Below are 23,221 nucleotides of genomic sequence, written 5' to 3' on the forward strand. Positions count from 1 at the left end.
GCATCACTTTGATTTCTGCCACATTCAGAAAGCCAATATGAATCTGATTGTTTTTCTGCTGTGCAACCTGACGTGCTGCTGCCACTGCCAACTTGGCATTTTCCAGTGCTTTTTCGGCATAGATCTGAAAAGCTTGTCCTTCATCGGTGAGTTTGACTTTTCTGGATGAACGATCAAACAGGACAACGCCTACTTCCTGTTCCAGATCCTTAATTTGCTGGCTTAATGACGGCTGGGCAGTAAACAGCTTTTCGGCGGCCTTGGTAAAACTTTGTTGCTGCGCCACGGTGATAAAATAGCGTAAACGTCGAAGTTCCATAGCCTGCCCGGTTTCTGATCAGGTCAGCATCTTAAGATTATGACCCACGTATTGCAAATAAGAATAGGTCGATAGTTTATATGAATATCGCTATATCAACAGATCCTGTTTTACTAGACTGCCTGATCATATAGATAGCTTGTTCTTCACCTATACACATGGAGTCTTGTATGACACAACACTATGACACTGATATTCTGATCATTGGTACCGGTCCTGCAGGTTCAACATTAGGTCTGGCCTTGGCCAATTATGGCATCAAGGTACAACTGTTTACCCAGTTTAGCTGGCTGGCCAATAGTCCACGTGCACATATTACCAATCAGCGTGCCATGGAAGTATTACGTGATTTAGGTGTTGAAGAACAGGTTAAAGAGATTGCTACACCTTGGGAGCAGATGGGCGAAAGCCTGATTACCACCAGCCTGGTGGGTGAAGAAATTGCCCGTTTAAGTGCATGGGGTACAGGTGATGAGCGTCATGGCGATTATATCAAAGGCAGCCCATGTCCTTTAGTTGATTTGATCCAACCCAAAATGGAAGCTTTACTAGTCAAGAATGCCGGTGAACGTGGTGCAGTTTATAACTTTAATACTGAATATCTGTCGCATGTGCAAGATGAAGATGGCGTGACTGCGACTTTCCTGAACCGGATTACCAATACTGAATTTAACTTAAGAGCAAAATATCTGGTGGGTATGGATGGTGCTAAATCTCGTGTATTGGAACAGCTCGGCTTGCCACTGGAAGGCGTGATGGCACGTGCCGGTACCGTCTATGTGACCTTTAAAGCTGATCTTTCTCAATACGTTCAGCACCGTCCTGCGATTCTGCAATGGATCGTGAATCCTGAAGCTAGCTTTGGCGACCTCGGCATGGGATTGTTACGTGCCATTACGCCATGGCATGAATGGATTATGGGTTGGGGCTTTGACATTTCCAAAGGCGAACCACAAGTGACTGAAGAACAGGTACGTGCCCGCCTGAATGCCTTTGTCGGTGCGAAAGTTGAAGAAGTCGAAATCCAGAAATTGTCGTACTGGTATGTGAACCAGACCTGGGCAACTGAATATTCTAAAGGTCGCGTATTCTGCGGTGGTGATGCGGTACACCGTCATCCACCATCGAGTGGCCTAGGTTCAAATACCTGCATGCAGGATGCCTTTAACCTAGGCTGGAAACTAGCATACGCAGTAAAAGGCTGGGCTGCACCTTCCCTGCTGGATTCCTATACGACTGAGCGTGCACCGGTCGGCAAGCAAATTGTGGCGCGAGCGAATCAATCACGTTTTGATTATAAATACCTGAAAGAAGTCTTTGGTTTTGACAATGGTGTGACTACACAAAAACAAATGCTGGAACGTATCTTTTCGGAAGATGAGCAAGGTGCTGAAATCCGTCAAAAACTATTTGAAGCTTTGGAAATTAAAAACTTCGAATTTAATGCACAAGGTGTAGAGCTGAACCAGCGATATAGCTCCAATGCAGTGATTAGCGAATCTGAGCCTGAAAGATTTGAGCGAGATCAACAGCTTTATTTACAGGCAACCACTCGCCCAGGCGCTAAAGTTCCGCATACTTGGCTGATCAATGCCAAAGGTCAAAAGCAGTCGACACTGGATATTACGGGTAAAGGTCGCTTTACCCTGCTCACAGGTTTATCCGGTAAAGGATGGAAGCAAGCTGCTGAAGCACTGAACTTACCTTATCTGGATGTGATTCAAATTGGTTCACGTGACTATCGTGATGTGTATGGAACCTGGAATGCCAAGTCTGAAATTCATGAATCTGGTGCAGTACTGGTTTGTCCGGATGGTTATGTGGCTTGGCGTTATCAGGACAGTACCAATAAAGCTTTTGATTATGAAAATACGTTAAAGGCGGTATTGAAGCAGGTTCAATTGGTTATTTAAATTATAAAGCCACCTTAATGGTGGCTTTCTTAAAGCTGATGATCAAGAACCCTGCAGCAAGTAACTGCCCACAACGAACAATATTTGTAGTCCTACAACAATACAAAACAACATCCAGCCTTTCTGACGCATTGCCGCCTTATCCATTATTCTAAGTGTTTTAGCCATGTCATCACCTCATCTTTGAGAATTGATACTGAACCGATCTATTCCATCTTTCTTTTATAGTGCAATAAAGTTGTGCATAAAACATACCATAGCACTTTATATACAATATAAAAGCAAAATCTAAACCAACTCAGCAGGAAGAAAAAAAATTAAAAAATCAGAATGCTTAAAAAGCAAAAATCCACCAAATTGGTGGTTGAATAATCCTATGTTAGTGAATTTATTTTAATTTTTCCATACAGTAAAATTAAGATACTATTTAAAAACAATATTTATAATAAAAAATTCATTCACCTTGTTTTAATTTCCAAGATGAGAATAAAAACACGGACATTGTACCAGCCAAATTCACTGCTAATTCTGCATGTCTTGGAGAAGGTTTAAAGTTTATTTTACCTTGCCCATGAGCATCACCCACTTTATTTCTCAATGATCCTAAACCTTCAATGATGGAACTACATCCTCCGAGAATTTGTTTGAAAGTCTGCTCCGTATGTTGAGATGGAGCAAGGTTTAATTCTTTACTCACCAATCTATACAGTTGATTTATATCTGGAGCATTGCCATAACCGACTTCGTATTCATCAAGAATATATTTGCAGGTCGATTCTAAAAGTGTTCGAGCTAATGTAATCGCACCTTCGGGATCTGTACTTCTTCGCTCTAATGCTTTCTGCCATATTTGATGTATATAATCCGAGCTTAATTCAGCAATCTTCAACTGTACTACCTGATCCAATGGAGGAACATCTAGACTTTCTAATACATTAAAGAATTCTTTAAATTCCGAATAAATATAATTTTCACGTTCAGCGTAAGATTCAAAATCCCACTTAATCCTAGCTTCAAATTCATCTAATGTGCGTATGTCTTTAATAAAAAATGGAATATATTCATAAAAGTTTTTAAATGTCAGTAACTATTGTCTAAGCTGCATAAATGCCTCTGAAGAACCTTTTTCATAAGTATCAGTAGCTCTAGCTATTAGCAATTCTTGTAAAAGTAAAACTTTTTCAATTAAATCGGACATTTGAGGACTCTTTATTCATTTTTTAATCTTTTTCAATTCTATATCTAATCACCTATAAATCTATAATTTGCTTATTAAAAAAGCCCCTTTCGGGGCTTTTTTAATTCTTGATTATATCAATTAGCCAATAAATTTACGTGCATTACGGAACATACGTAACCAAGCACCGTCTTGATCCCAGTCTTCTGGTTTCCAGGAATGCTGGAGCGCGCGGAAGTTACGTTCAGGGTGCGGCATCATAATCGTTGCACGGCCATCCTGAGAGGTTACACCGGTAATACCTTCCGGTGAACCATTCGGGTTCAACGGATATTGTTCAGTTGCATTGCCATGGCTGTCGACATAACGTAGAACCACCTGATTCGATGCATTCAGTGCAGCAAAGTTTTCCGCCGTTGCAACTGCACGACCTTCACCATGCGCCACAGCGATCGGCAGAATCGAACCTTGCATGTCTTGTAACAATACTGAATTCGATTTTTCCACACGAACGTTCACTGCTCGCGCTTCAAATACTTCAGACGTATTGCGATGGAAACGTGGCCAAGCATCCGCACCCGGAATTAATGGAGCCAATTGAGACAACATTTGACAACCATTACAGATACCGAGCGAGAAGGTTTCTTGACGGTTGAAGAATTTCTCAAACTGGTCACGCAATTTAGCATTGAACAATACGGATTTCGCCCAGCCCCCACCAGCGCCCATCACGTCACCATACGAGAAGCCACCACATGTTACCAAACCTTCGAAATCATCCAGGCTGATACGACCTGCCAGCAAGTCACTCATGTGGACGTCAACGGTATTGAAACCGACTTTGTCGAAAGCTGCCGCCATTTCAATATGACCATTCACACCCTGCTCACGCAGAATTGCCATATTTGGACGACGCAAGTTAATGAAAGGTGCTTCAATCGCTTCGTTCAAGTCGAATGTTGGTTGGGCGATAATACCTTTGTGCGCTTTATCAGTAATTAAGGCAAATTCCTGATCTGCAGTTTGTACGTTGTCACGTAGGCGCTGGATTTGATGAGAAACTTCAGTCCATGCCACTTGCAGGTCAGCACGTTCAAGTACCAGACCATTGATAGACAATTGGTCCGTATTGTTTACACTACCAACCACTGCAATTGCATCTTTAAGCGTAGATGCTGCAACTTCAGCTTGTAATGCTTCCCAATCTGCTTTGGCAATTTGTAGAACTGCACCAATCTCTTCAGCAAATAGGCTTGCAGTTGATTGATCTTCTAGAGCAACACCCAGACGTGATGCGAACATCATTTCTGCAACAGTCGCCAATAAACCACCATCACCGATGTCATGATACGCCTTGATCAAACCACGGTTGTTCCAGTCTTGAACCAATGCGAAGAATGCTTTGAAGTCATCGAAGCTATCCACATCAGGAGTAACTGAACCAATTGCTTTGTATACCTGCGCCAGAATCGAACCGCCTAAACGGAACTGACCTTTAGACAGATCAATACGAACCAATATAGATTCAATATCTTTCAGTTCAGGAGTCAATGTTTGACGCACATCAGTCACTGGCGCAAATGCAGTGATCACGCCCGACATTGGAGAAGTCACAGACTTGTCTTCACCTTCATCATTCCAGGTGGTACGCATAGACAATGAGTCTTTACCGACTGGAATCGCGATACCCAGTGCAGGACACATTTCCATACCGATGGCTTTCACGCCTTCGAACAATGCCTGGTCTTCGCCAGGTTGACCCGCAGCAGCCATCCAGTTTGCAGACAATTTGATGTCGCTGATTTTTTCAATCTTCGCAGACATGATGTTAGAGATCGATTCAGCCACAGATAAACGTGCTGATGCAGCAGGATTCAACAACGCTACTGGAGGACGTTCACCCATTGCCATTGCTTCACCAGTGTAACCAACAAGGCTTGTTGTAGTCACAGCAGCATCCGCGACAGGAACCTGCCAGCGACCTACCATCTGGTCACGCGCGACCATACCGGTAATCGAACGGTCACCAATACTGATCAGGAACGATTTAGAAGCAACAGTCGGATTTTTAAGAACGCGATAAATCGCATCTTTTAAATCAGTGACTTTAGCTGCATCAAAGTCATCGCCTTTGCGTTCAATCGTTTCGTAGGTACGGCTCATACGTGGTGTACCACCAAGCATCACTTGCATTGGCATATCCACTGGCTTGTTGCCGAACAATGGATCTTCAACGGTTAAGTGACGTGCTTCAGTCGCCTCACCCAGTACTGCAAACGGACAACGTTCACGCGCACAGATTGACTCAAATAATTCTAAAGAAGATGGACGAATCGCCAATACATAACGCTCTTGCGCTTCGTTTGACCAGATCTCCATCGGCGACATGCCAGGTTCTAAAGATGGAATCTTACGAAGATCTAGCACCGCACCCAATTCATGGTCATTCACCAGCTCAGGCATGGCATTTGATACACCGCCCGCACCGACATCATGTACCGACACAATTGGGTTGTGGTCTTCCATGCGCCAGCAAGTATCGATCACTTCTTGGCAACGGCGTTCCATTTCCGGGTTTTCACGTTGTACCGAAGCAAAATCTAGGTTCTCGCCCAATTTACCGCTATCTACAGAAGATGCAGCACCACCGCCAAGACCGATCAGCATGGCTGGACCACCGAGTACGATCAGCAAATCGCCGGGTAAGATCGGATCTTTTTCAACGTGATCTGGACGGATATTTCCGTAACCACCAGCGATCATGATTGGCTTATGGAAACCTTTAACATCGCCATTGACGTTTTGTTCAAAAGTACGGAAGTAACCATTTAATGCAGGACGACCAAATTCGTTGTTAAACGCAGCACCACCCAATGGGCCTTCAATCATAATTTGTAACGGTGATGCCATACGCGATGGTTTACCGTAGTTTTCTTCCCAAGGCTGTTCAAAACCCGGAATATTCAAGTTAGATACAGTGAAGCCAGTTAAACCTGCTTTAGGCTTACCGCCACGACCAGTCGCACCTTCATCACGGATTTCACCGCCTGAACCTGTCGCTGCACCGGCAAATGGTGCAATCGCAGTTGGATGATTGTGGGTTTCCACTTTCATCAGGATGTGAGCAGCTTGGCTCTTGTATTTATAAACCTGATGCCCGTTATCTTCTTGAGTTGGATAAAAACGCTGGGTATCCGAACCGACAATCACCGAAGCATTGTCTTTATAAGCCGACAATACATCTGTCGGTGATTCTTTATAGGTGTTCTTGATCATCTGGAACAACGACAATGGCTGAACTTCACCATCAATCGTCCATTCCGAACCAAAAATTTTATGACGGCAATGCTCAGAGTTGGCTTGCGCAAACATCATCAGTTCGATGTCATTCGGATTACGACCTAGCTTGATGAAAGCCTCAGTCAGGTAATCAATTTCGTCCATTGATAATGCAAAACCAAATTCATTATTGGCTTTTACCAGTGCTTCTTTACCTTCACCCAGAATATCAATCGAGTTCAGTGGTTTTGGCGCAGTTTCTACAAATAATACCGCAGCATCTTCAATCGCATTGAATACGCTTTCGGTCATACGGTCGTGAAGTACTTGCAATGCTTCTTTAGAGAGCTCTTTTACGCCCTTCAAAGTAAATAAAACGCCGCGTTCTAGTCGATGAACCGGCGTATTACAGTTTTTGAAAATGTCCGTCGCTTTAGAGGACCAAGGCGAGATGGTGCCGACGCGCGGTGTGACTAAAATCTGGATTTCATCACTTGCAGCCTGGTGCAATTCAAAAGATTGACCATCGTTGAGAAGCTGTAAAGCTGATTGCTGTTGTTGCTCGCTGAGCGCTTGGTCAAAGAGGTAGACCCATTGACTTTCAATTGATTGAACAGAACTAATTGACGTCAAACGCGATAATAGTTGAGTTTTCTTAAAAGAAGAATGTGCGGGTGCACCGGCAACGATAAACATGCTGATTTTGGCTCCACGGGATGGTCTGAACAACCATGCCACAATGTGACTTGAGAGAGCGCATATTCTACTGTGAAATAAGGAAATCGGCTAGATGCCAAATCAGAAAACTACGTCTGAAATATCCTGGACTTTTAAAATATTTCGTTTATTTTCAGTCAGGAAAATTGAATGTAGTCGCACAGGTTAACACATTTTTTTCAAGAAAAATCAAAACCGGTTCAGAATAATTTTCTGCATAAAAATTGTATTATTTTTCAACAGCAATCAGTGCAAAATCAAATTCAGGTTTTATTGTCATGACCTGTCAAAGTTCCGATTTAGGCCAAAATGAAATACTTGATTACAAGATTTCATGAAGTCGTATTTTTTGCAGACTGTTTTTAATTATTTTGATTGACTCTTAACTTTGACTTTTAAGATTAGAAAACTGGTTAAAGGTCTTCTGCCTTTATGAAATACAAAGAGCAATTCTCCGCTCGTCTCCGCCATTACAGCATCCGACAAAAATTACTCCGCCATATAAATGAGTAATTAATAATGAGTGGTGTTTTAATTTGACATCATCTGCGGGGAAAAAACCGGACACCTACTCTCATCTTCTAAAAGAATAAAAATAAAATCCCTTATTTGATCCCTTTATTCTTTCATATTTGATATTTATTTTCTCAGATCATAATTAAGCGAAATTTACTCATCTAAAAGACCAAAAATGATATAGACAAAATTATCCTATCATAGCCAATATTTTGAAATTTCATCACTTATTCATTAGTTCTATTATGCGCAAAAAGCAGAATATAAATAGCAAAATACCACTCGTATTTATAAGAAAATTTACCAGGAATTATGATGCCTATATAAAAAAATAATGAAGAAATGATTAATAATAAAATTTTGTTACCTTTTTTATTTAATCCGTATTCTCAGGTTTTATTTAACTCGAAAAATTTAAAATAAATATTTGTAATTAATAAAAAAATATCTAAAATTTTCTTTTTTATTCAACTAATAAAGCAACAGACTCACACGTCTATATCAGCTAAGAATCTTACCAAATAGACACTTCATCAGTAAATTTGATGATTTTATGTTAAGCTCTAACCGAATTGCTGAGGAATTGTCCAAATTCTGGGCCTGGCAATGGTTTTTCCTTTCTGCTGTAGAGATGAATATAAATTCTATATTCGGACACTAATTTTTTGATGTTCTATAGCTTCACTGCTCTGTCTATTTTAGAGCCTTAATCTGTCACCAATGATTTAATTTTCAAAAACAAAAGGTGACCCGCTTAAGGAGTATGTATGTTTCAATTCACTAGTACAGCAACTGTACTATTGATGGTGCTTTTCTATGGCATCACTTTTTTACTATCGTTACGTATCAAACAGAAAAATGAAAATGTTGATGGCTATATGGTCTCGAATGGCTCCATCGGATTTGGAATGTCTGCGGCCAGTATGACCGCCACCTGGATCTGGGCCGCATCATTTTATGCAGCAGCTTCATCTGGCTATACATACGGCGTTTCTGGTGCCCTACACTATGGTTTGTGGGGTGCGCTGATGATTTTATTTATCTATCCCTTCGGCAAACGCTTTCGTGAACTGGCGCCTAATGCACATACCTTGGCAGAAATCATGCATGCCCGGCATGGCAACCAGAGCCAGATGATTCTGGCAGGCTCCAATATTGTCGGAAGCGTGATCAGTCTGATGGTAAACTTTACCGCAGCAGGTGCGCTGGTTGAAATTCTGTCTCCCCTCAGCTTTATCCATGGGGTCTTGATTACCGGAATTGGTGTGCTGTCCTATACCCTCTGGTCGGGCTTCCGTTCTTCGGTGTTTACCGATTTTGGTCAACTGGTGGCGATGATTGTCGCGGCTGTGATCATTATTCCAACCTTGTTCTTCACCTTAGGTGGACCTTCCCTGTTTCAAAGCGGGATTCATAACCTGCAACCGGAGCAGCTGGATTTTTTCTCTAAAACAGCCTTCTTGGAACAAGGCGCACCATTTTTTGTTGCCGTATTGGCCTACGCGATTGGTAATCAGACCATTGCCCAGCGCCTGTTTGCAGTCCGTGAAGACCTGATCAAACCAAGTTTTATCACTGCAACCATTGGTTATGCTGCAATTGTCATTGGTCTAGGCATGCTGGGGTTATTGGCACTATTTGCAGGTATTCAGCCCATTGATGGCAACCTGAATAACCTGATTCCGCAAATGGCAGCGACTTATCTTTCTCCATTTATGGTCGCGCTGTTATTCATCATGGTGATTGGAGCATTGTCTTCTACCGCTGACTCGGATCTGTCTGCCCTGTCTGCGATTGTCATGACGGACATTTATGGCAAACAGATTGCGAAAAACCGTCCTGATCCAAAGAAAATGCTGTTTATTGGCCGTATGACCATGATCGTTGCCACCATGCTGGGGATTGTGATTGCCACCTTGAAGTTTGACATTTTGTCGATGCTGATTTTTGTGGGTGCGCTTTGGGGCTCTATTGTATTCCCGGTGATTGTCAGCCTGTATTGGGACAAGGTGAATGCCCGGGCCTTTAACTGGTCAGTGGGCCTCGCATTTTTCAGCTTTCTGATAGTACGTTTTGAATGGCTTCCGATTCAGGGATTGATCGCACTTGGCTTTGAACTCGTTGCGACCCTGGGGATTGGTGTGGTGCTGGGTTTGATGACCTTTGGTTTCTTCGGCAAGAAAGTGGGTCTGGTCGTTGGCATATTGGCCAGTATTGGCTTCATGCCATGGACCATCGGCTTCTTGCGTGAATACGGCACCTTGTTAAGCTCACTGACAGCGTATGGCAGTAGTGCGCTGGTATGTACTGTGTTGACGCTATTCTACAGCAAAGAAAAATTTGATTTTAAGCAAATCAACAAGATGGTGATTGAATTTCACCAGCTATCTGAGAAAAGTAAATAAGGAGATTTCAGATGACAAGTCAATTATTGACCCTATATGTACTTTTTTGGCCATTGGTGGCAAGCCTGGTCTTGTTCACGATTTGCCTGAATGTCTATAAAGACACACAACAGGCCAAGAAAAATGGTGAAGAGCTAATTTGATTCTTCATCCTAAACAAAAAGCAGGCCATTGAGCCTGCTTTTTATTGTTCATTTGATGATTTCGATTTTTAATTCTCAGTCTTTTCCAGCTGACTAAAATAACAATAGGCAGCATGACAATTCATGTCGCACTGCCCTAGTGCAGGAGCTAGTTTTTTGGCATGATGCAAATAGTGGATCACTGAATAATGATAAATGACTCAAATGCGTTGGTTAGAACTGCTTTCGACAGTTCGGATTGGTAGTAAAAAGCAGAGCACTGAACTGGCACGTAGCCCGTTTCATAAAGATTATGACCGTATTATTTTTTCCCAAAGCTTCCGGCAGTTAAACCGCAAAACCCAGGTCCATCCACTGACCCAGCATGATGGCATTCATACCCGCTTAACCCATTCGCTAGAAGTCTCCTGTATTGGCCGTTCACTGGGTATGCTGGCTGCCGAGAAAATCAAAGATAATTTACCTGCCTGGATTTCTCCGGCCGATGTCGGTGCCATCATTCAGGCTGCTTGTCTAGCGCATGATATTGGTAACCCGCCTTTTGGTCATGCTGGTGAATACGCCATTCGGGAATGGTTTGACGATGCTTCTCATACCGACTTTTTAAAAGATTTGAGTCCTGAACAGGAAGCCGATGTACGCCAGTTTGAAGGCAATGCCCAAGGCCTGCGCCTGCTGACCAAGATCGATTATCATCCTTATGATGGCGGCATGCGTCTGACCTATGCCACACTCGGCGCCTATCTTAAATACCCATGGGTCTCTGAGGCCATTGACCCGACCGGCAACACCCCGGCCAGCCGACGTCCTAAATTTGGTTGTTACCAGTCTGAAAAAGAGATTTTGCAGGAAATTGCTGAACAGCTAGGATTAATCCAGCTTGGTGAATATCATTATTGTCGTCATCCGCTGACCTATCTCTTAGAAGCTGCGGATGATATCTGCTATGCCCTGATTGATCTGGAAGATGGTATTAGCCTGAATATGCTCAGTTATGCCGAAGTCGAGCCAGTCTTTCTGAACTTGCTGGGAGAATATGGCACACCTGAAGAAATCAATCTGCCTAATACCACCTGGCAACAAAAAATTGCCGCCTTACGTGGCCGGGTCATGAAACGTCTGGTAGATGAAGTCACCACAGCCTTTGCCCGACATCAGCAGGAAATTCTGATGGGCCAACTACAAGGTTCATTGCTGGGTTATTGTAGTGCCGACATTGAGATTGGCATTAACCGGGCCAAAGAACTGGCGCGAGACAAGATCTTCGAACACCCGCAAAAAGCCGGTCTGGAAATTATTGCGCATCAAAGTTTACAAACGATTCTGGATGCCTTTATTCCACTGACCACACCGCACAAAACCTTAAGCTTTAAGGAACAGCGTTTAATGGCTATTTTAAAACGTTCGGGTGCGCAGTTTAGCGCTGATCATTATGACAATATTATGCAGGTACTGGATATTGTCTCCAAGTTCTCCGATCATCAGGCTTATAATCTGGCGCAGGAACTGCATGGCAATAAAGCCGGATTGCTCTGATGCGAGCGAGCACCTGATGACAATCTCAGCAAAATCACTGCTTTTGAATGATAGAGTTTTGCCTTTATCGAAAATGCTGACTACTATGCCTGTATTAAATTTGAGTATGTATAAAAAATGATTGGATGCCTGATTGGGGAAGTGCTGGCGCTGGAAGCACCGACTGTTTTATTAAATGTGAACGGCGTAGGTTATGAGATTGACACCCCTTTAACCACTTTCTGTCAGTTGCAAAAAGGCCAGAAAATTACCTTGTGGACGCATTTGGCTGTGCGTGAAGATGCCCAGTTACTTTATGGCTTTATCAATGCGCAGGAAAAAACCATTTTCCGCACCTTATTAAAGGTGAACGGCGTTGGTCCGAAAATGGCGCTTGGTATCCTTTCAACTTTAAGTGTGGAAATGCTGATCCATACTGTTGAACATGAAGATATCAACACTCTGGTAAAAGTTCCGGGGGTGGGTAAAAAGACTGCAGAACGCTTGATGATTGAATTGCGTGACCGCTTTAAAGCCATGGCTTCAGGTGCTGCACCAAGCAATTCAACTGCACCACAAATTCAGTTTATGGGCAATTCAGCCGTGGCTGAAGCGGAAGCTGCATTACAGTCCTTGGGCTATAAACCTGCTGAAGCACAAAAACTGGTGAATGCTGCCAAAGGTGAATTTACTGAAGCCAGTGATATTATCCGGGCTGCATTAAAGTCGATGAATAAATAGAGATGATATCCAAGTTACAGGATAAAGTCTGATACGTGTAAAAGTCATTCGCAACTGTTTGAGGCAGGAGACATTTATAGTTAAATGTTTCTGCGATATATTCGATAAGAATCAATATTCGACGAGTTTTGCGAATGACAGTGGTTTTGCTTACTTTTGCCGAAACAAAAGTAAGGCGAACCGCAGGTTAATACTCAGATATAAATCTGATTGGAAAGACTCTGCAAAAATTCAATTCCTCGCCTAGGCGAAAATCTTAGGATTCAGATCCATATTTGAGACCGTGTCAAAATTACCAGCTCAAAGGATCACTAAAATATTGGTATATAAACGTTATGCAAGACCGTCTCATCAGTGGTTCTGAAAAACCCGAAGATCATTTCGATCGTGCCATCCGCCCGACTTCCCTCGATGACTACATCGGTCAACCATTGGTCCGCGAGCAAATGGAAATTTTCATTGGCGCAGCACGTGGCCGTGAAGAAGCCCTTGATCACACCTTGATTTTTGGCCCGCCAGGTCTGGGTAAAACAACGTTGGCCAATATTATTGCCCGAGAAATGGGTGGCAATCTTAAGTCAACTTCTGGTCCGGTTCTGGAACGTGCCGGCGACTTAGCCGCGATGCTAACCAATCTGGAAGAAGGTGATGTCCTGTTTATTGACGAGATTCACCGTCTTTCACCCGTGATTGAAGAAATCCTGTATCCGGCAATGGAAGATTATCAGCTCGACATCATGATTGGTGAAGGCCCTGCTGCGCGCTCGATTAAACTGGATTTACCTCCATTTACCTTGGTAGCAGCCACCACACGTGCCGGTCTACTCACCTCTCCGCTGCGTGACCGTTTCGGAATCGTACAGCGTTTAGAGTTTTATTCGGTTGAAGATTTAACCCACATTGTCAAACGTTCAGCCAACTTGATGGATGTACCGATGACTGGAGATGGCGCAAAAGAAATTGCCCGTCGCTCACGAGGTACACCGCGTATTGCTAACCGATTGTTACGTCGAGTTCGTGATTACGCTCAGGTCAAAGGGACTGGTGAAATCAATCAGGATATGGCCCAACGTGCTTTGGACATGCTCAAAGTCGATAAAGATGGTTTAGATACGCTCGACCGCCGCTATTTATCTATGCTTCTTGAGCGTTTTGATGGCGGTCCTGCCGGTGTTGAAGCCTTGGCCGCAGCCATGGCAGAAGATTCAGGCACGCTTGAAGATGTTATTGAGCCTTACCTGATTCAGCAAGGTTATGTGATGCGTACTGCACGTGGTCGTATTGCAACGAATATGGCGTATTTGCAGTTTGGGATGACCCCACCTGAGCCGAAAGAGAAGTAATTCATAAGGGAGATTTATTCTCCCTTTTTAACTCTTTCCCATTCTTTTTTTAATAGTTTTTGAATGTTTTGTACAAGAGTTTTAGAAATAAGTATTTTGCTTAATTCATCCAACTCATTATCGATAATATCTTTATTAAAGCACTTAGTAACTAGAGAGTCGATTTTTCTCATATCTGATAATATGATTTCCGATGATTCCTCCAAAGGATTTAAATATAAGGTAACTTTATGAGTAAGTTTTCTAAATTCCACTAAATAATCTATTAATGCCTCCTTACTTTGAACAGAGAAATCATTTGCTATTACTATATTCATTTTTGTTCTTACAATTAAAATTTCACTAAATAACTCTCTAATATTATTTATCCAATCCTGTCGATGTGTAGACTTAATCTGCATTAATTGCAAGTCTTTCTGACTTTGATAAAGTTCTCTATTAGAATTCAGTGTTTGCTCTACTGACTTTCCTATTTGCTCTAATGTTAAATTAAAGCCTTGTTTAGTTAACTCAAAACTCTTACGTCCATACCAATAAGCAAGCCACGTTGCCAATGCACCGAAAATCAGAGCAATCACTACTGAAAGTGCAAAAGAGGAAATGGCTGTTTTATCTGTCGAAGCATTCAACTCCATGTGTGTTTTAGCAGGTTGTTGCAATACGATCGTTTGTATATTTGGTTGTTGTGGCACTGTCCACGGAAGCTGAATCATCACTTCATTATTATTCTGCTCTGCCACACCCACCCCTTTTAACTTAAATGAATTTTTATTATCAACATTCTAAACATTTTCAAAGTATCACAAAAGAAAAAGCCAACTGACCATGCCTGAATCAGTTGGCAAAAGCACAAAATAAAAAACTAAATAAAAAAAAATTACTTCTCTTCTTTCTTAAACTCCTTAAAGTCCGCTTTGCGAATCATCGCATGAATACCTTTGGTTCGATCCACCACTTGAGACACTTCAAAGTCAGTGGCAGCACTTAAGTAGGCATAGGCAATTTCTTCAGAAATGCCATATTCATTGACCAGAAAACGGATCGCTTCACGGGTGGATTTACGCATGGCTTCGTCCAAGTCTTCATCCAGACCCGGCGTGATCCAGAATTCAGCATTTTCAGCCAGCGGCTGTTTAATCTCTGCACCCGGAATTTTATCTTTTCCAGATTTAAGCAAAGTGAATTTTAAAGTCGCACGTGCCGAACCTTCCAGGGCAGTTAAAGCCACCTCACCATCACCTTGTACAAAGTGACTATCGCCTGTATAGAATAAAGCACCTGGCACCTGTACAGGATAATAGGCCGTAGCCCCTGCTCCTAATTCATTGATGTCGATATTCCCGCCATAAAATGATGGTGGCACAGAGTGCACAGGCTCACTGGTATTTGGTGCAACGCCCATGGTGCCCATAAACGGATTCAGCGGGAAACGAATCGCTTTACCAGATTCAGTTTTTAAAACGCCTTCCCATACACCATACGCATTTTTCTCAATTGGGGTAAAAATGGACACGTTGCCATAAGCCTCAGGATTGGCTGGAGATGCATGCTCATGTTTCTGACGTTTCGGGAATTCGGGTAAGGTCCCTTTGCCATGACGGTTTGAAATCACACCATAAGGCACACGCGGTTCAACTTTTAGAATCTCCACCTTTAGAATATCGCCCGGCATTGCCCCTTCTACATAGACAGGCCCAGTAATAATGTGTGGTCCATCTTTATGGAAATCATGTTTTAATTTGGAATTCGTGATCAGCTTGGCTTCATCCAATACATGCTCAGGCTTGACGCCTTTTGAGGTGAAATATTTCTCTGCATTGCGGCCCTGATCTTCTAGCAGCCCTTCATGTGAAACCGTATCGAAAGTAACTGTGCTACCTGAAGGGACAGTTAAAACAGGTTTTGCATCTTTATTTGGCAGATAACCCCACGTAATGGTATTCAAGGTACTCGGCACATAATAATGACCTTTATATTCACCACTTTTGAGTAATGTCGGTTTATTTTCCAGCTGTTTCAGTATTTTAAAGTCTTCAGCCCATATGCTTGTCGAAATAAAACTTAAGCTTGAAGCCACTGCCAGAGATAAAGCCAAAGGTTTTAACATGCGTTTAATTTCCGTCATAAAAATATTACGGAAGAATGAATGCAATCTAAGTGCCAAAATTATTTTAAGAGGTTTAAAAAATCTTCACTTCATCAGAGTTATTAATATAAATGGAATCGTTTTTTCTTTTTTCCTTAATTCTTTTTCAAGTTGTAATTTTTATAATTTTCATACCTTATAAATATAAAAAATCAATTTAGATACATATTTTTACAATGTAAAAGAACAAATAAAGCTCTTTGAGAACAGATATTAACACCCAGAATACCTTTAAGGTATCAAAAAATACTTAGAGAGTTTTGGTCGAATTTAGATCAGTATGCCATCCTAAAGAATCACTTTAACCATTTCAAATTCTTAAGGTTCTCCCGAAGTATGAACATGTATAAGCAGATCTCCCTTTGTCTCCCTCTTCTTTTCTGTAGCCAGCTCAGCCTGGCCGACTGGATTGATGATTCTGTACAAGCTGCTGAAGCACACACCATCAAATTACGCCAGCATATCCACCAACATCCTGAACTGGGCAACATGGAATTCAAAACCTCGGAGCTGGTCCAAAAAGAATTAAAATCCTATGGCATTGAAGTACGTAAAGGCTATGCCAAAACCGGTGTAATCGGTGTATTAAAAGGTGCAAAACCCGGCCCCGTAATGGCCTTACGCGCAGATATGGATGCATTGCCAATTAAAGAAACTGCGCCGGTGCCTTTCGCCAGCAAGCAAAAAGCCATTTATCAAGGCAAAGAATCTTATGTGATGCATGCCTGTGGACATGACGCACATACCGCCATGTTATTGGGTGCAGCCAAAGTTCTGGCCGCCAATAAAGATAAAATTGCGGGGACAGTGGTGTTTGTATTCCAGCCGGCTGAAGAAGGCGGTGCAGATATCGATAACTTCACTCATGGCGATCAGATTGGCTCACGTAAAATGATTGCCGACGGTGCCTTAAAAAATCCAAAACCTGAAGTGATTTTCGGGATGCATGTAATGGCAGGCATGCCAAGTGGCAATATCTTCTACAAAGATGGTGCGATTTTGAATAGTGCCGATCATTTACGTATTCAGATCAATGGCAGTCAGGTGCACGGTTCTATGCCTTGGACAGGTAAAGACCCGATCTATGCTTCTGCCCAGATGGTGACCAATTTACAAAGTCTGATCAGCCGTAAAGCTGACCTGACTAAAGGAATGGGTGTAGTGAGTATTGGTAGCATTCAGGGCGGCACCACCGGTAACGTCATTCCAGATCAGGTTAATATGGTCGGCACCATCCGTTCCAATAATGAAGATGTACGTCAGGGCATTTTAAAAGACTTGCCAAAAATGCTGGAACACAATGCCGCAGCCAATGATGTCAAGGTGAAAGTCGAAATTGCACCTTACGCCCCGGTGACTACCAATGATAAAACCTTGACTGAATTGATGCGTCCAACCTTGGCGAGCGTGCATGGTGAAGATAAATTGCATGTGTTAGACAACAACGCCAGCGCCAGTGAAGATTTTGCTTATTATGGTCAGCTCATGCCATCGCTCTTCGTGTTTGTCGGTGCTACACCGGCAGATCAGGACCCGACAAAAGCCACACCGAATCACAACCCGAATTTCATTGTCGATGATGCGACCCTGAAAACTGGTGTCGAAAGCCATGTCCGTTTTATTCTGGACTATCCAAAAGTGGCCGAGCAGGTTCAGGCCAACTGGAAACAGAAAAATAAAGGCTAATCTTCTATTACTAAAAATGCGCGGCTCTAAGGACTCGCGCATTTTAGTATCTGCTGCTGTTTTATAAATGAGCTGTTAAGCGCTCAGCACTTCATCTTGGCGACTTCTCTCCAGATTTGACACCTTGTGCCATTGGTCTCAAAACTCACAATGCTAAACTTTGAACCGCTAAATTGCTTGACTTTTGGCAGGAATCCGGCAAATTCTAATCCCTCTCCTGCATCTAAAAACAAGCAAAAATTTCGAAAATCTGCATGGAACAAAACTATGGCGAATCACTTTGAATTCAATATCCGCGTTTATATTGAAGATACTGATGCGGGTGGCATTGTCTATCACGCCAATCATATTCGCTATATGGAACGTACCCGTACCGAATGGTTACGTGCCGCTGGAGTGAGCCATTACTGGCATCAGACAGACTACAATTTTGTGGTGCATAAAATTAATGTCAAATATATGCGCCCGATCCTGATGGATGATTTAATTACTGTTACGGCACGTGTCATTTCATGTAAAGCTTCATCATTTGTATTGCAACAAAATATTTATCGTGGTGAAATCATGCTTGCATCAGGTGAGGTTGAGTTGGCATGTATCAGTGCAGAGATGCGACCACGTCGACTCCCGGATGAAATCCGCGAACTAATTCAAAAAGAATTGGAACAAGACTAAAAAAATTTATTGGCACACGTAACAACTATGGCGACTCAGTTAGAATCATCTCTTCAAGTTTCAGATCTTATTTTACAAGCAAGCCCTGTCGTACAACTGGTGATGCTTTCTCTCCTGTTAGCCTCAATATATAGCTGGTATCTGATTGCCAAGCTCTATATGAGTTATAAAAAAGCCCAGGCCGATGATGAACATTTCCAGAAAATCTTCTGGTCTGGCGCTGAGCTGAATACCCTGTATAACAATGCGCAACTCAACTCCAAACGTACCGGCCTTGAAGACATTTTCTATCAGGGTCTGGGCGAGTTCCTGAAACTGAAAAAACGCCATGCGCCGACTGCCCAGTCGATTGAAGGAACTGAACGTATTCTACGTGTCGGTTTAAGCCGTGACCAAGGTCATCTGGAACAAGGTCTGGGTGCGTTGGCCAGTATCGGTTCGGTTGCGCCTTATGTCGGTCTGTTCGGTACAGTCTGGGGCATCATGAACGCCTTCATTGGCCTGGCAGATGTTGATCAGGTGACTTTGGCAACAGTCGCACCCGGTATTGCCGAAGCCTTGATTGCAACGGCGATCGGTCTGTTCGCAGCTATTCCAGCGGTATTGGCTTTCAACCATTTTACGGCCAAAGGTGAAACGGTCTACTCTGACCGTGCGCTGTTTGCCGAAGAAATGGTAGCGCTATTGCAACGTCAGTCTGTAGGCGTAACTCAGGACAAAGACTAATGGCAATTCAAGGTTCAGGACGCTTTCAGCGTATTAAAAAGCCACTGAAAAGTGACATGAATGTGGTGCCATATATCGATGTCATGCTGGTACTTCTGGTGATCTTTATGGTCACCGCTCCGATGATTACCAGCGGTATCAAGGTTGACTTGCCTCAGGCCAATGGATTGCCGATCGATTCCAAGGATACCCCGAGGATTGTCACGCTTAAAGAAGATGGTTCATATTATCTAGAATATAAAAATCAGGCGACTGGCCCGGTCACACTGGAAGAATTAACGCGTACGCTGGTTGATGCCCAAACCCAGGCACAAAATGACAACAAGGTGCTCAATGTCGTGATCAATGGCCATAATACCCGTCCATATGGCGATGTCATGGCCTTGATGTCCAGCCTGCAAGATGCTGGCCTTTCTCAAGTCGGTTTACTGACCAAGCCATTAGAATAAAGTATGAAAGACTATAAAAAGCCACCATTTCAGAAAAAAGCCATCGCACTTGGATTCACCTTAGGCATCCATGCAGTGGCTTTGGTGGGCTTACTTTATCTGGGCATGAGTAACCCCCCTGAACCGCCAAAACAGATCAAAACCGTTCTGATCAAGCCAGAAGACCTTAAACCGGTGACTCGCGAAGAAACCGAATTTGAGGAAACTGCACATGAAAATGTCGCAGAAGAAATTACCCAGACTGCTGAACCCAGTATAGAACCTGCTCCTGTGATTCCGACAGCAGCCCCTGCTGTACCTGTGACTCCGCCTGCTCCTAAAGTCGATACACAAAAAGCCCAGCAGGAACTAAAAGCGGCAGAGGCAGCACAAGCCAAGGCTGCGCAACAAGCAGCTGAAGCAGCGAAACGTGCCGAAGCCGCTGAACAGGCGAAACAGGCAGCGGCAAAAGCCAAAGCGGATGCAGCGCAAAAATCCAAGGCGGAAGCCGAAGCTGCACGCCAAGCTGAACTGAATGCACAGCGCAAAGCCGATGCTGCACAAAAAGCCAAACTGGAAGCACAGAAAAAAGCCGACTTAGCTGCTAAGCAAAAAGCGGATGCTGCAACAAAAGCCAAAGCAGAGGCTGATGCCAAACGTAAGGCTGAAGCTGCTGCTAAAGCAAAGGCAGATGCGGCAGCAAAAGCCAATAATGATGCAGCGGCGAAACGTAAAGCAGATGCGGATGCGAAAGCTAAAGCGGATGCAGCAGCAAAAGCCAAAGCAGACGCGGCAGCCAAGGCTAAAAATGATGCAGCGGCGAAACGCAAAGCGGATGCTGATGCGAAAGCTAAAGCCGATGCGGCTGCTAAAGCCGACGCTGATGCCAAACGCAAGGCAGATGCCGATGCTAAGGCCAAAGCGGATGCAGACGCCAAGCGCAAAGCAGATGCCGAAGCAAAAGCCAGAGCTGATGCAGATGCCAAAGCTTCAGCCGCTAAACAGGCTGCTGAAGAAGCTGCACAGAAAAAAGCGGAATCAAAACGGATTGCATCCACTGCGAAGCGCGATTTTACTAATAAAGTTAAACAGGCTTGGAATACACCAGTGGGTTCATCTGGTAAAACTGCCAACGCTCGCGTCACGCTAAGTGATAGTGGTTCTGTCATTTCTGTAGTGGTAAGTGCAAGTGATCCCGATATGAAAGCCAGTGTAGAAGCTGCAGTTCGTGCTGCTGCACCTTATCCAATGCCTTCCGATCCAGATGCACGCCGTGAAGCGCGAAGCTTTACTTCAACCTTTACTGCGCAATAAAAAACGGAGCCATCACATAAATAATGTTGTGATGGCTTTTATTTTTTAAGCTAAACTTCACTTTAAATTGATTAAATAATATTCACTTTTCACAGTGTCATAACAGTTTGGTCATAAATTCATGGTTTTATTCTATTAAATCCATGCGATGATGTAGCCCAAGCACCTATACAATAAATCCGTTGATTTGAGTAAATAACGAATGATGGAAAAGACTCGCAAACATCTACTCTGCCTCGCAATCATTAGCGCTTTAAGCCCTGTATTGGCAACCCAGTCCTATGCCCAATTGCATCTGGAAATTACCAAGGCACCTGAGGCAGCACCTAAAATTGCCGTTGTACCTTTCAGTCAGGATCAGAGCATTTATCCTATTGTGGAAAATGACCTGAATCGTTCTGGCCGCTTTACCAGTGCTTCAAAAAACCTGCCTGCAACAGCGACATTGAATAATCCGAATGCAGAAGCTTGGGCATCAGCTGGTGTTCCCTATGTAGTCACCGGCTCATCCAAGACCACAGCCGATGGTTCTTTTGAAATCCAGTATCAGCTCTATGATGTCGAAAAAAAACAATATCTATTAAATGAATTGCTGACCGTTCCAGCCTCACGCACCCGTCAGGCAGCACATATGATCAGTGATGCCATCTATCAGGCATTGACCGGTATTCCTGGTGATTTTAGCGGACGTATTGCCTATGTGCTGCGTAATCCTGCTACGCCGGAACAACGCTATACCTTGCAGATTGCCGACACCGATGGCGAACAGCCAAAAACCATTTTGACCTCACGTGATCCAATCCTTTCTCCGGCATGGACACCAGATGCCAAAAAAATCGCTTATGTGTCCTTTGAAACCAAACGTCCGGCGATTTATGTACAGGATCTGGCGACCGGACAACGTGAAAAACTGGCCAGCTTCCGCGGCTTGAATGGCGCGCCGAGCTTCTCTCCAGATGGTAAGAGCATGCTGTTTACTGCCTCTATGCACGGCAATCCGGAAATCTACCAGATGAATCTGGAAACGCGTCAGCTACAACGTATGACCAATGACAGTGCCATTGATACTGAAGCACGTTATTCGCCAGATGGAAAATCCTTTATTTTCACTTCTGACCGTGGCGGTTCTCCACAAATTTACCGCCATGATCTTGAATCAAGTAGCAATAAACGCCTGACCTTCCGTGGTGCATTCAACGCGCGTGGTACGCTGAGCGCAGATGGTAAAAAACTTGCGTTAGTTCATCGTCCAAGCGGCAGTAACTATCGAGTTGCGGTTCAGGATATGACTTCCGGTGTGAACAATATTCTGACGCCAACTACACTGGACGAATCACCAAGCTTCTCGCCAAATGGCCAGATGGTGGTCTATGCCACCCGTGAAGGTGCACGCGGACTTTTATCGATCATGTCGCTGGATGGCCGTTTCCGTATGAATTTACCAAGTGAAACGGGCGAAGTCCGTGAACCGGCTTGGGCACCCAAATAACATTTTTATATTGATAAACCCTTTACCCCATAATCAAACTTCATGGAGATGAAGATGAACAAAGTAAAATTATTTGCCTTGCCACTTTTAGCAGCAGCTGTTGTCATGACAGGTTGTGCGAGCCGTAAGCCTGCCGCTGAAGTTCAAACGGGTAGTTTAGATACAACTGGTACAACAACTGTGAATACTCAAGGTCTGAGTGAAGATGCAGCACTGAATGCACAAAACATGGCAGGCGCTTCGGCAAAAGGCGTTACTGCAGAAAATAAAGCATTCTTGGCAAAACGCGTGGTGCATTTTGACTATGACAGTACTGAACTCAGCAATGAAGATCTAAATACATTGCAAGCCCATGCGCAGTTCCTAATGGCCAATGCCAATTCACGTGTAGCCTTAACTGGTCATACCGATGAACGCGGTACCCGTGAATACAACATGGCACTTGGCGAGCGTCGTGCCAAAGCAGTAGAAAGCTTCCTGATAACGACTGGTGTTAATCCTGGTCAATTGGAAGCAGTCAGCTATGGTAAGGAAATGCCAATCAATGCGGGCCATGATGAAAATGCATGGAAAGAAAACCGCCGTGTAGAAATTAATTATGAAGCGGTACCACCATTGTTGAAATAATTTTCATTCATGATGGTTTCATCAAATAAAAAGCACTCAATCATGAGTGCTTTTTATTGGCT

Annotated in this window: 19 protein-coding genes; 13 read left to right on the plus strand and 6 right to left on the minus strand. The window is 43.4% G+C overall.

Annotated features, from left to right (window positions below):
• A partial coding sequence (locus Q9R21_RS02680; protein ID WP_311203672.1) for a LysR family transcriptional regulator occupies positions 1-319 on the minus strand: 319 nt, incomplete at its 3' end.
• Positions 320-489: 170 nt separating this feature from the next.
• Here Q9R21_RS02680 and Q9R21_RS02685 point away from each other — a divergent pair.
• Positions 490-2,232, plus strand: coding sequence for an FAD-dependent monooxygenase (locus Q9R21_RS02685; RefSeq protein WP_311203673.1), 1,743 nt, complete (start codon positions 490-492; stop codon positions 2,230-2,232).
• A 42-nt stretch (positions 2,233-2,274) separates the two neighbouring features.
• Here Q9R21_RS02685 and Q9R21_RS02690 read toward each other — a convergent pair whose 3' ends face one another.
• The 3 genes from Q9R21_RS02690 to purL all read right to left on the minus strand — a co-directional run bounded on the left by Q9R21_RS02690 (position 2,275) and on the right by purL (position 7,384).
• The gene (locus Q9R21_RS02690; protein WP_004645654.1) at positions 2,275-2,400 is read right to left on the minus strand and encodes a KGW motif small protein; all 126 of its coding nucleotides are present in this window, start codon (positions 2,398-2,400) and stop codon (positions 2,275-2,277) included.
• A gap of 286 nt (positions 2,401-2,686) precedes the next feature.
• The gene (locus tag Q9R21_RS02695) at positions 2,687-3,121 is read right to left on the minus strand and encodes an abortive infection family protein (protein ID WP_311203674.1); all 435 of its coding nucleotides are present in this window, start codon (positions 3,119-3,121) and stop codon (positions 2,687-2,689) included.
• Between the two features lie 429 nt (positions 3,122-3,550).
• Positions 3,551-7,384, minus strand: coding sequence for a phosphoribosylformylglycinamidine synthase (gene purL / locus Q9R21_RS02700; protein WP_311203675.1), 3,834 nt, complete (start codon positions 7,382-7,384; stop codon positions 3,551-3,553).
• Positions 7,385-8,688: 1,304 nt separating this feature from the next.
• On the opposite strand from purL, the gene Q9R21_RS02705 reads away from it, so the two are divergent.
• From Q9R21_RS02705 to ruvB, 5 genes are all read left to right on the plus strand, one after another.
• Entirely contained in the window at positions 8,689-10,326 is a 1,638-nt protein-coding gene (locus Q9R21_RS02705; RefSeq protein ID WP_311203676.1) for a sodium:solute symporter family transporter, read from the plus strand.
• A gap of 11 nt (positions 10,327-10,337) precedes the next feature.
• Entirely contained in the window at positions 10,338-10,469 is a 132-nt protein-coding gene (locus Q9R21_RS02710; RefSeq protein WP_004645659.1) for a putative transporter small subunit, read from the plus strand.
• A 195-nt stretch (positions 10,470-10,664) separates the two neighbouring features.
• Entirely contained in the window at positions 10,665-12,005 is a 1,341-nt protein-coding gene (locus Q9R21_RS02715; RefSeq protein WP_311203677.1) for a deoxyguanosinetriphosphate triphosphohydrolase, read from the plus strand.
• 117 nt (positions 12,006-12,122) lie between these two features.
• On the plus strand, positions 12,123-12,725 hold the full coding sequence (gene ruvA, locus Q9R21_RS02720) for a Holliday junction branch migration protein RuvA (protein ID WP_004731726.1): 603 nt from the start codon (positions 12,123-12,125) through the stop codon (positions 12,723-12,725).
• Positions 12,726-13,060: 335 nt separating this feature from the next.
• Positions 13,061-14,068, plus strand: a complete 1,008-nt coding sequence (ruvB, locus tag Q9R21_RS02725) for a Holliday junction branch migration DNA helicase RuvB (RefSeq protein WP_311203678.1) — start codon at positions 13,061-13,063, stop codon at positions 14,066-14,068.
• A gap of 14 nt (positions 14,069-14,082) precedes the next feature.
• On the opposite strand, the gene Q9R21_RS02730 is transcribed toward ruvB, so the two are convergent.
• Positions 14,083-14,808 carry a hypothetical protein gene (locus Q9R21_RS02730; RefSeq protein ID WP_253172444.1) on the minus strand — a complete coding sequence of 242 codons (726 nt, stop codon included), beginning with the start codon at positions 14,806-14,808 and terminating at the stop codon, positions 14,083-14,085.
• Between the two features lie 137 nt (positions 14,809-14,945).
• On the minus strand, positions 14,946-16,175 hold the full coding sequence (locus Q9R21_RS02735) for an acetamidase/formamidase family protein (RefSeq protein ID WP_311203679.1): 1,230 nt from the start codon (positions 16,173-16,175) through the stop codon (positions 14,946-14,948).
• Between the two features lie 381 nt (positions 16,176-16,556).
• Between Q9R21_RS02735 and Q9R21_RS02740 the strand changes: the two genes are divergently transcribed.
• The 7 genes from Q9R21_RS02740 to pal all read left to right on the plus strand — a co-directional run bounded on the left by Q9R21_RS02740 (position 16,557) and on the right by pal (position 23,159).
• Positions 16,557-17,900 carry an amidohydrolase gene (locus Q9R21_RS02740; RefSeq protein WP_311203680.1) on the plus strand — a complete coding sequence of 448 codons (1,344 nt, stop codon included), beginning with the start codon at positions 16,557-16,559 and terminating at the stop codon, positions 17,898-17,900.
• A gap of 267 nt (positions 17,901-18,167) precedes the next feature.
• The gene (ybgC, locus tag Q9R21_RS02745) at positions 18,168-18,575 is read left to right on the plus strand and encodes a tol-pal system-associated acyl-CoA thioesterase (protein ID WP_004645668.1); all 408 of its coding nucleotides are present in this window, start codon (positions 18,168-18,170) and stop codon (positions 18,573-18,575) included.
• 27 nt (positions 18,576-18,602) lie between these two features.
• Positions 18,603-19,301 (plus strand): protein TolQ, encoded by a 699-nt coding sequence (gene tolQ / locus Q9R21_RS02750; protein ID WP_129717062.1) that lies wholly within the window; start codon positions 18,603-18,605, stop codon positions 19,299-19,301.
• Complete coding sequence (gene tolR / locus Q9R21_RS02755) at positions 19,301-19,750, plus strand: protein TolR (RefSeq protein WP_253172442.1); 450 nt, start codon at positions 19,301-19,303, stop codon at positions 19,748-19,750. Before tolQ ends, tolR begins: the two co-directional genes overlap by 1 nt.
• Positions 19,751-19,753: 3 nt before the next feature.
• Positions 19,754-21,043: a cell envelope integrity protein TolA gene (tolA, locus tag Q9R21_RS02760; RefSeq protein WP_311203681.1), complete on the plus strand. Its 1,290-nt coding sequence runs from the start codon at positions 19,754-19,756 to the stop codon at positions 21,041-21,043.
• 205 nt (positions 21,044-21,248) lie between these two features.
• Positions 21,249-22,532: a Tol-Pal system beta propeller repeat protein TolB gene (tolB, locus tag Q9R21_RS02765; RefSeq protein ID WP_171056997.1), complete on the plus strand. Its 1,284-nt coding sequence runs from the start codon at positions 21,249-21,251 to the stop codon at positions 22,530-22,532.
• Between the two features lie 54 nt (positions 22,533-22,586).
• On the plus strand, positions 22,587-23,159 hold the full coding sequence (pal, locus tag Q9R21_RS02770) for a peptidoglycan-associated lipoprotein Pal (protein WP_311203682.1): 573 nt from the start codon (positions 22,587-22,589) through the stop codon (positions 23,157-23,159).
• Positions 23,160-23,221 lie beyond the last annotated feature (62 nt).

Source organism: Acinetobacter sp. RG5 (assembly GCF_031844265.1).
Lineage (GTDB): Bacteria > Pseudomonadota > Gammaproteobacteria > Pseudomonadales > Moraxellaceae > Acinetobacter.

Bases quoted from the DNA above. Each gene is read 5' to 3' on its own strand.
- ruvA (WP_004731726.1), top strand. From the start codon at position 12,123: ATGATTGGATGCCTGATTGGGGAAGTGCTGGCGCTGGAAGCACCGACT.
- Q9R21_RS02710 (WP_004645659.1), top strand. From the start codon at position 10,338: ATGACAAGTCAATTATTGACCCTATATGTACTTTTTTGGCCATTGGTG.
- tolQ (WP_129717062.1), top strand. From the start codon at position 18,603: ATGGCGACTCAGTTAGAATCATCTCTTCAAGTTTCAGATCTTATTTTA.
- ruvB (WP_311203678.1), top strand. From the start codon at position 13,061: ATGCAAGACCGTCTCATCAGTGGTTCTGAAAAACCCGAAGATCATTTC.
- tolR (WP_253172442.1), top strand. From the start codon at position 19,301: ATGGCAATTCAAGGTTCAGGACGCTTTCAGCGTATTAAAAAGCCACTG.
- Q9R21_RS02685 (WP_311203673.1), top strand. From the start codon at position 490: ATGACACAACACTATGACACTGATATTCTGATCATTGGTACCGGTCCT.
- Q9R21_RS02690 (WP_004645654.1), bottom strand. From the start codon at position 2,400: ATGGCTAAAACACTTAGAATAATGGATAAGGCGGCAATGCGTCAGAAA.
- Q9R21_RS02740 (WP_311203680.1), top strand. From the start codon at position 16,557: ATGTATAAGCAGATCTCCCTTTGTCTCCCTCTTCTTTTCTGTAGCCAG.
- Q9R21_RS02715 (WP_311203677.1), top strand. From the start codon at position 10,665: ATGACTCAAATGCGTTGGTTAGAACTGCTTTCGACAGTTCGGATTGGT.
- Q9R21_RS02735 (WP_311203679.1), bottom strand. From the start codon at position 16,175: ATGTTAAAACCTTTGGCTTTATCTCTGGCAGTGGCTTCAAGCTTAAGT.
- tolA (WP_311203681.1), top strand. From the start codon at position 19,754: ATGAAAGACTATAAAAAGCCACCATTTCAGAAAAAAGCCATCGCACTT.
- purL (WP_311203675.1), bottom strand. From the start codon at position 7,384: ATGTTTATCGTTGCCGGTGCACCCGCACATTCTTCTTTTAAGAAAACT.
- Q9R21_RS02705 (WP_311203676.1), top strand. From the start codon at position 8,689: ATGTTTCAATTCACTAGTACAGCAACTGTACTATTGATGGTGCTTTTC.
- ybgC (WP_004645668.1), top strand. From the start codon at position 18,168: ATGGCGAATCACTTTGAATTCAATATCCGCGTTTATATTGAAGATACT.
- tolB (WP_171056997.1), top strand. From the start codon at position 21,249: ATGGAAAAGACTCGCAAACATCTACTCTGCCTCGCAATCATTAGCGCT.
- pal (WP_311203682.1), top strand. From the start codon at position 22,587: ATGAACAAAGTAAAATTATTTGCCTTGCCACTTTTAGCAGCAGCTGTT.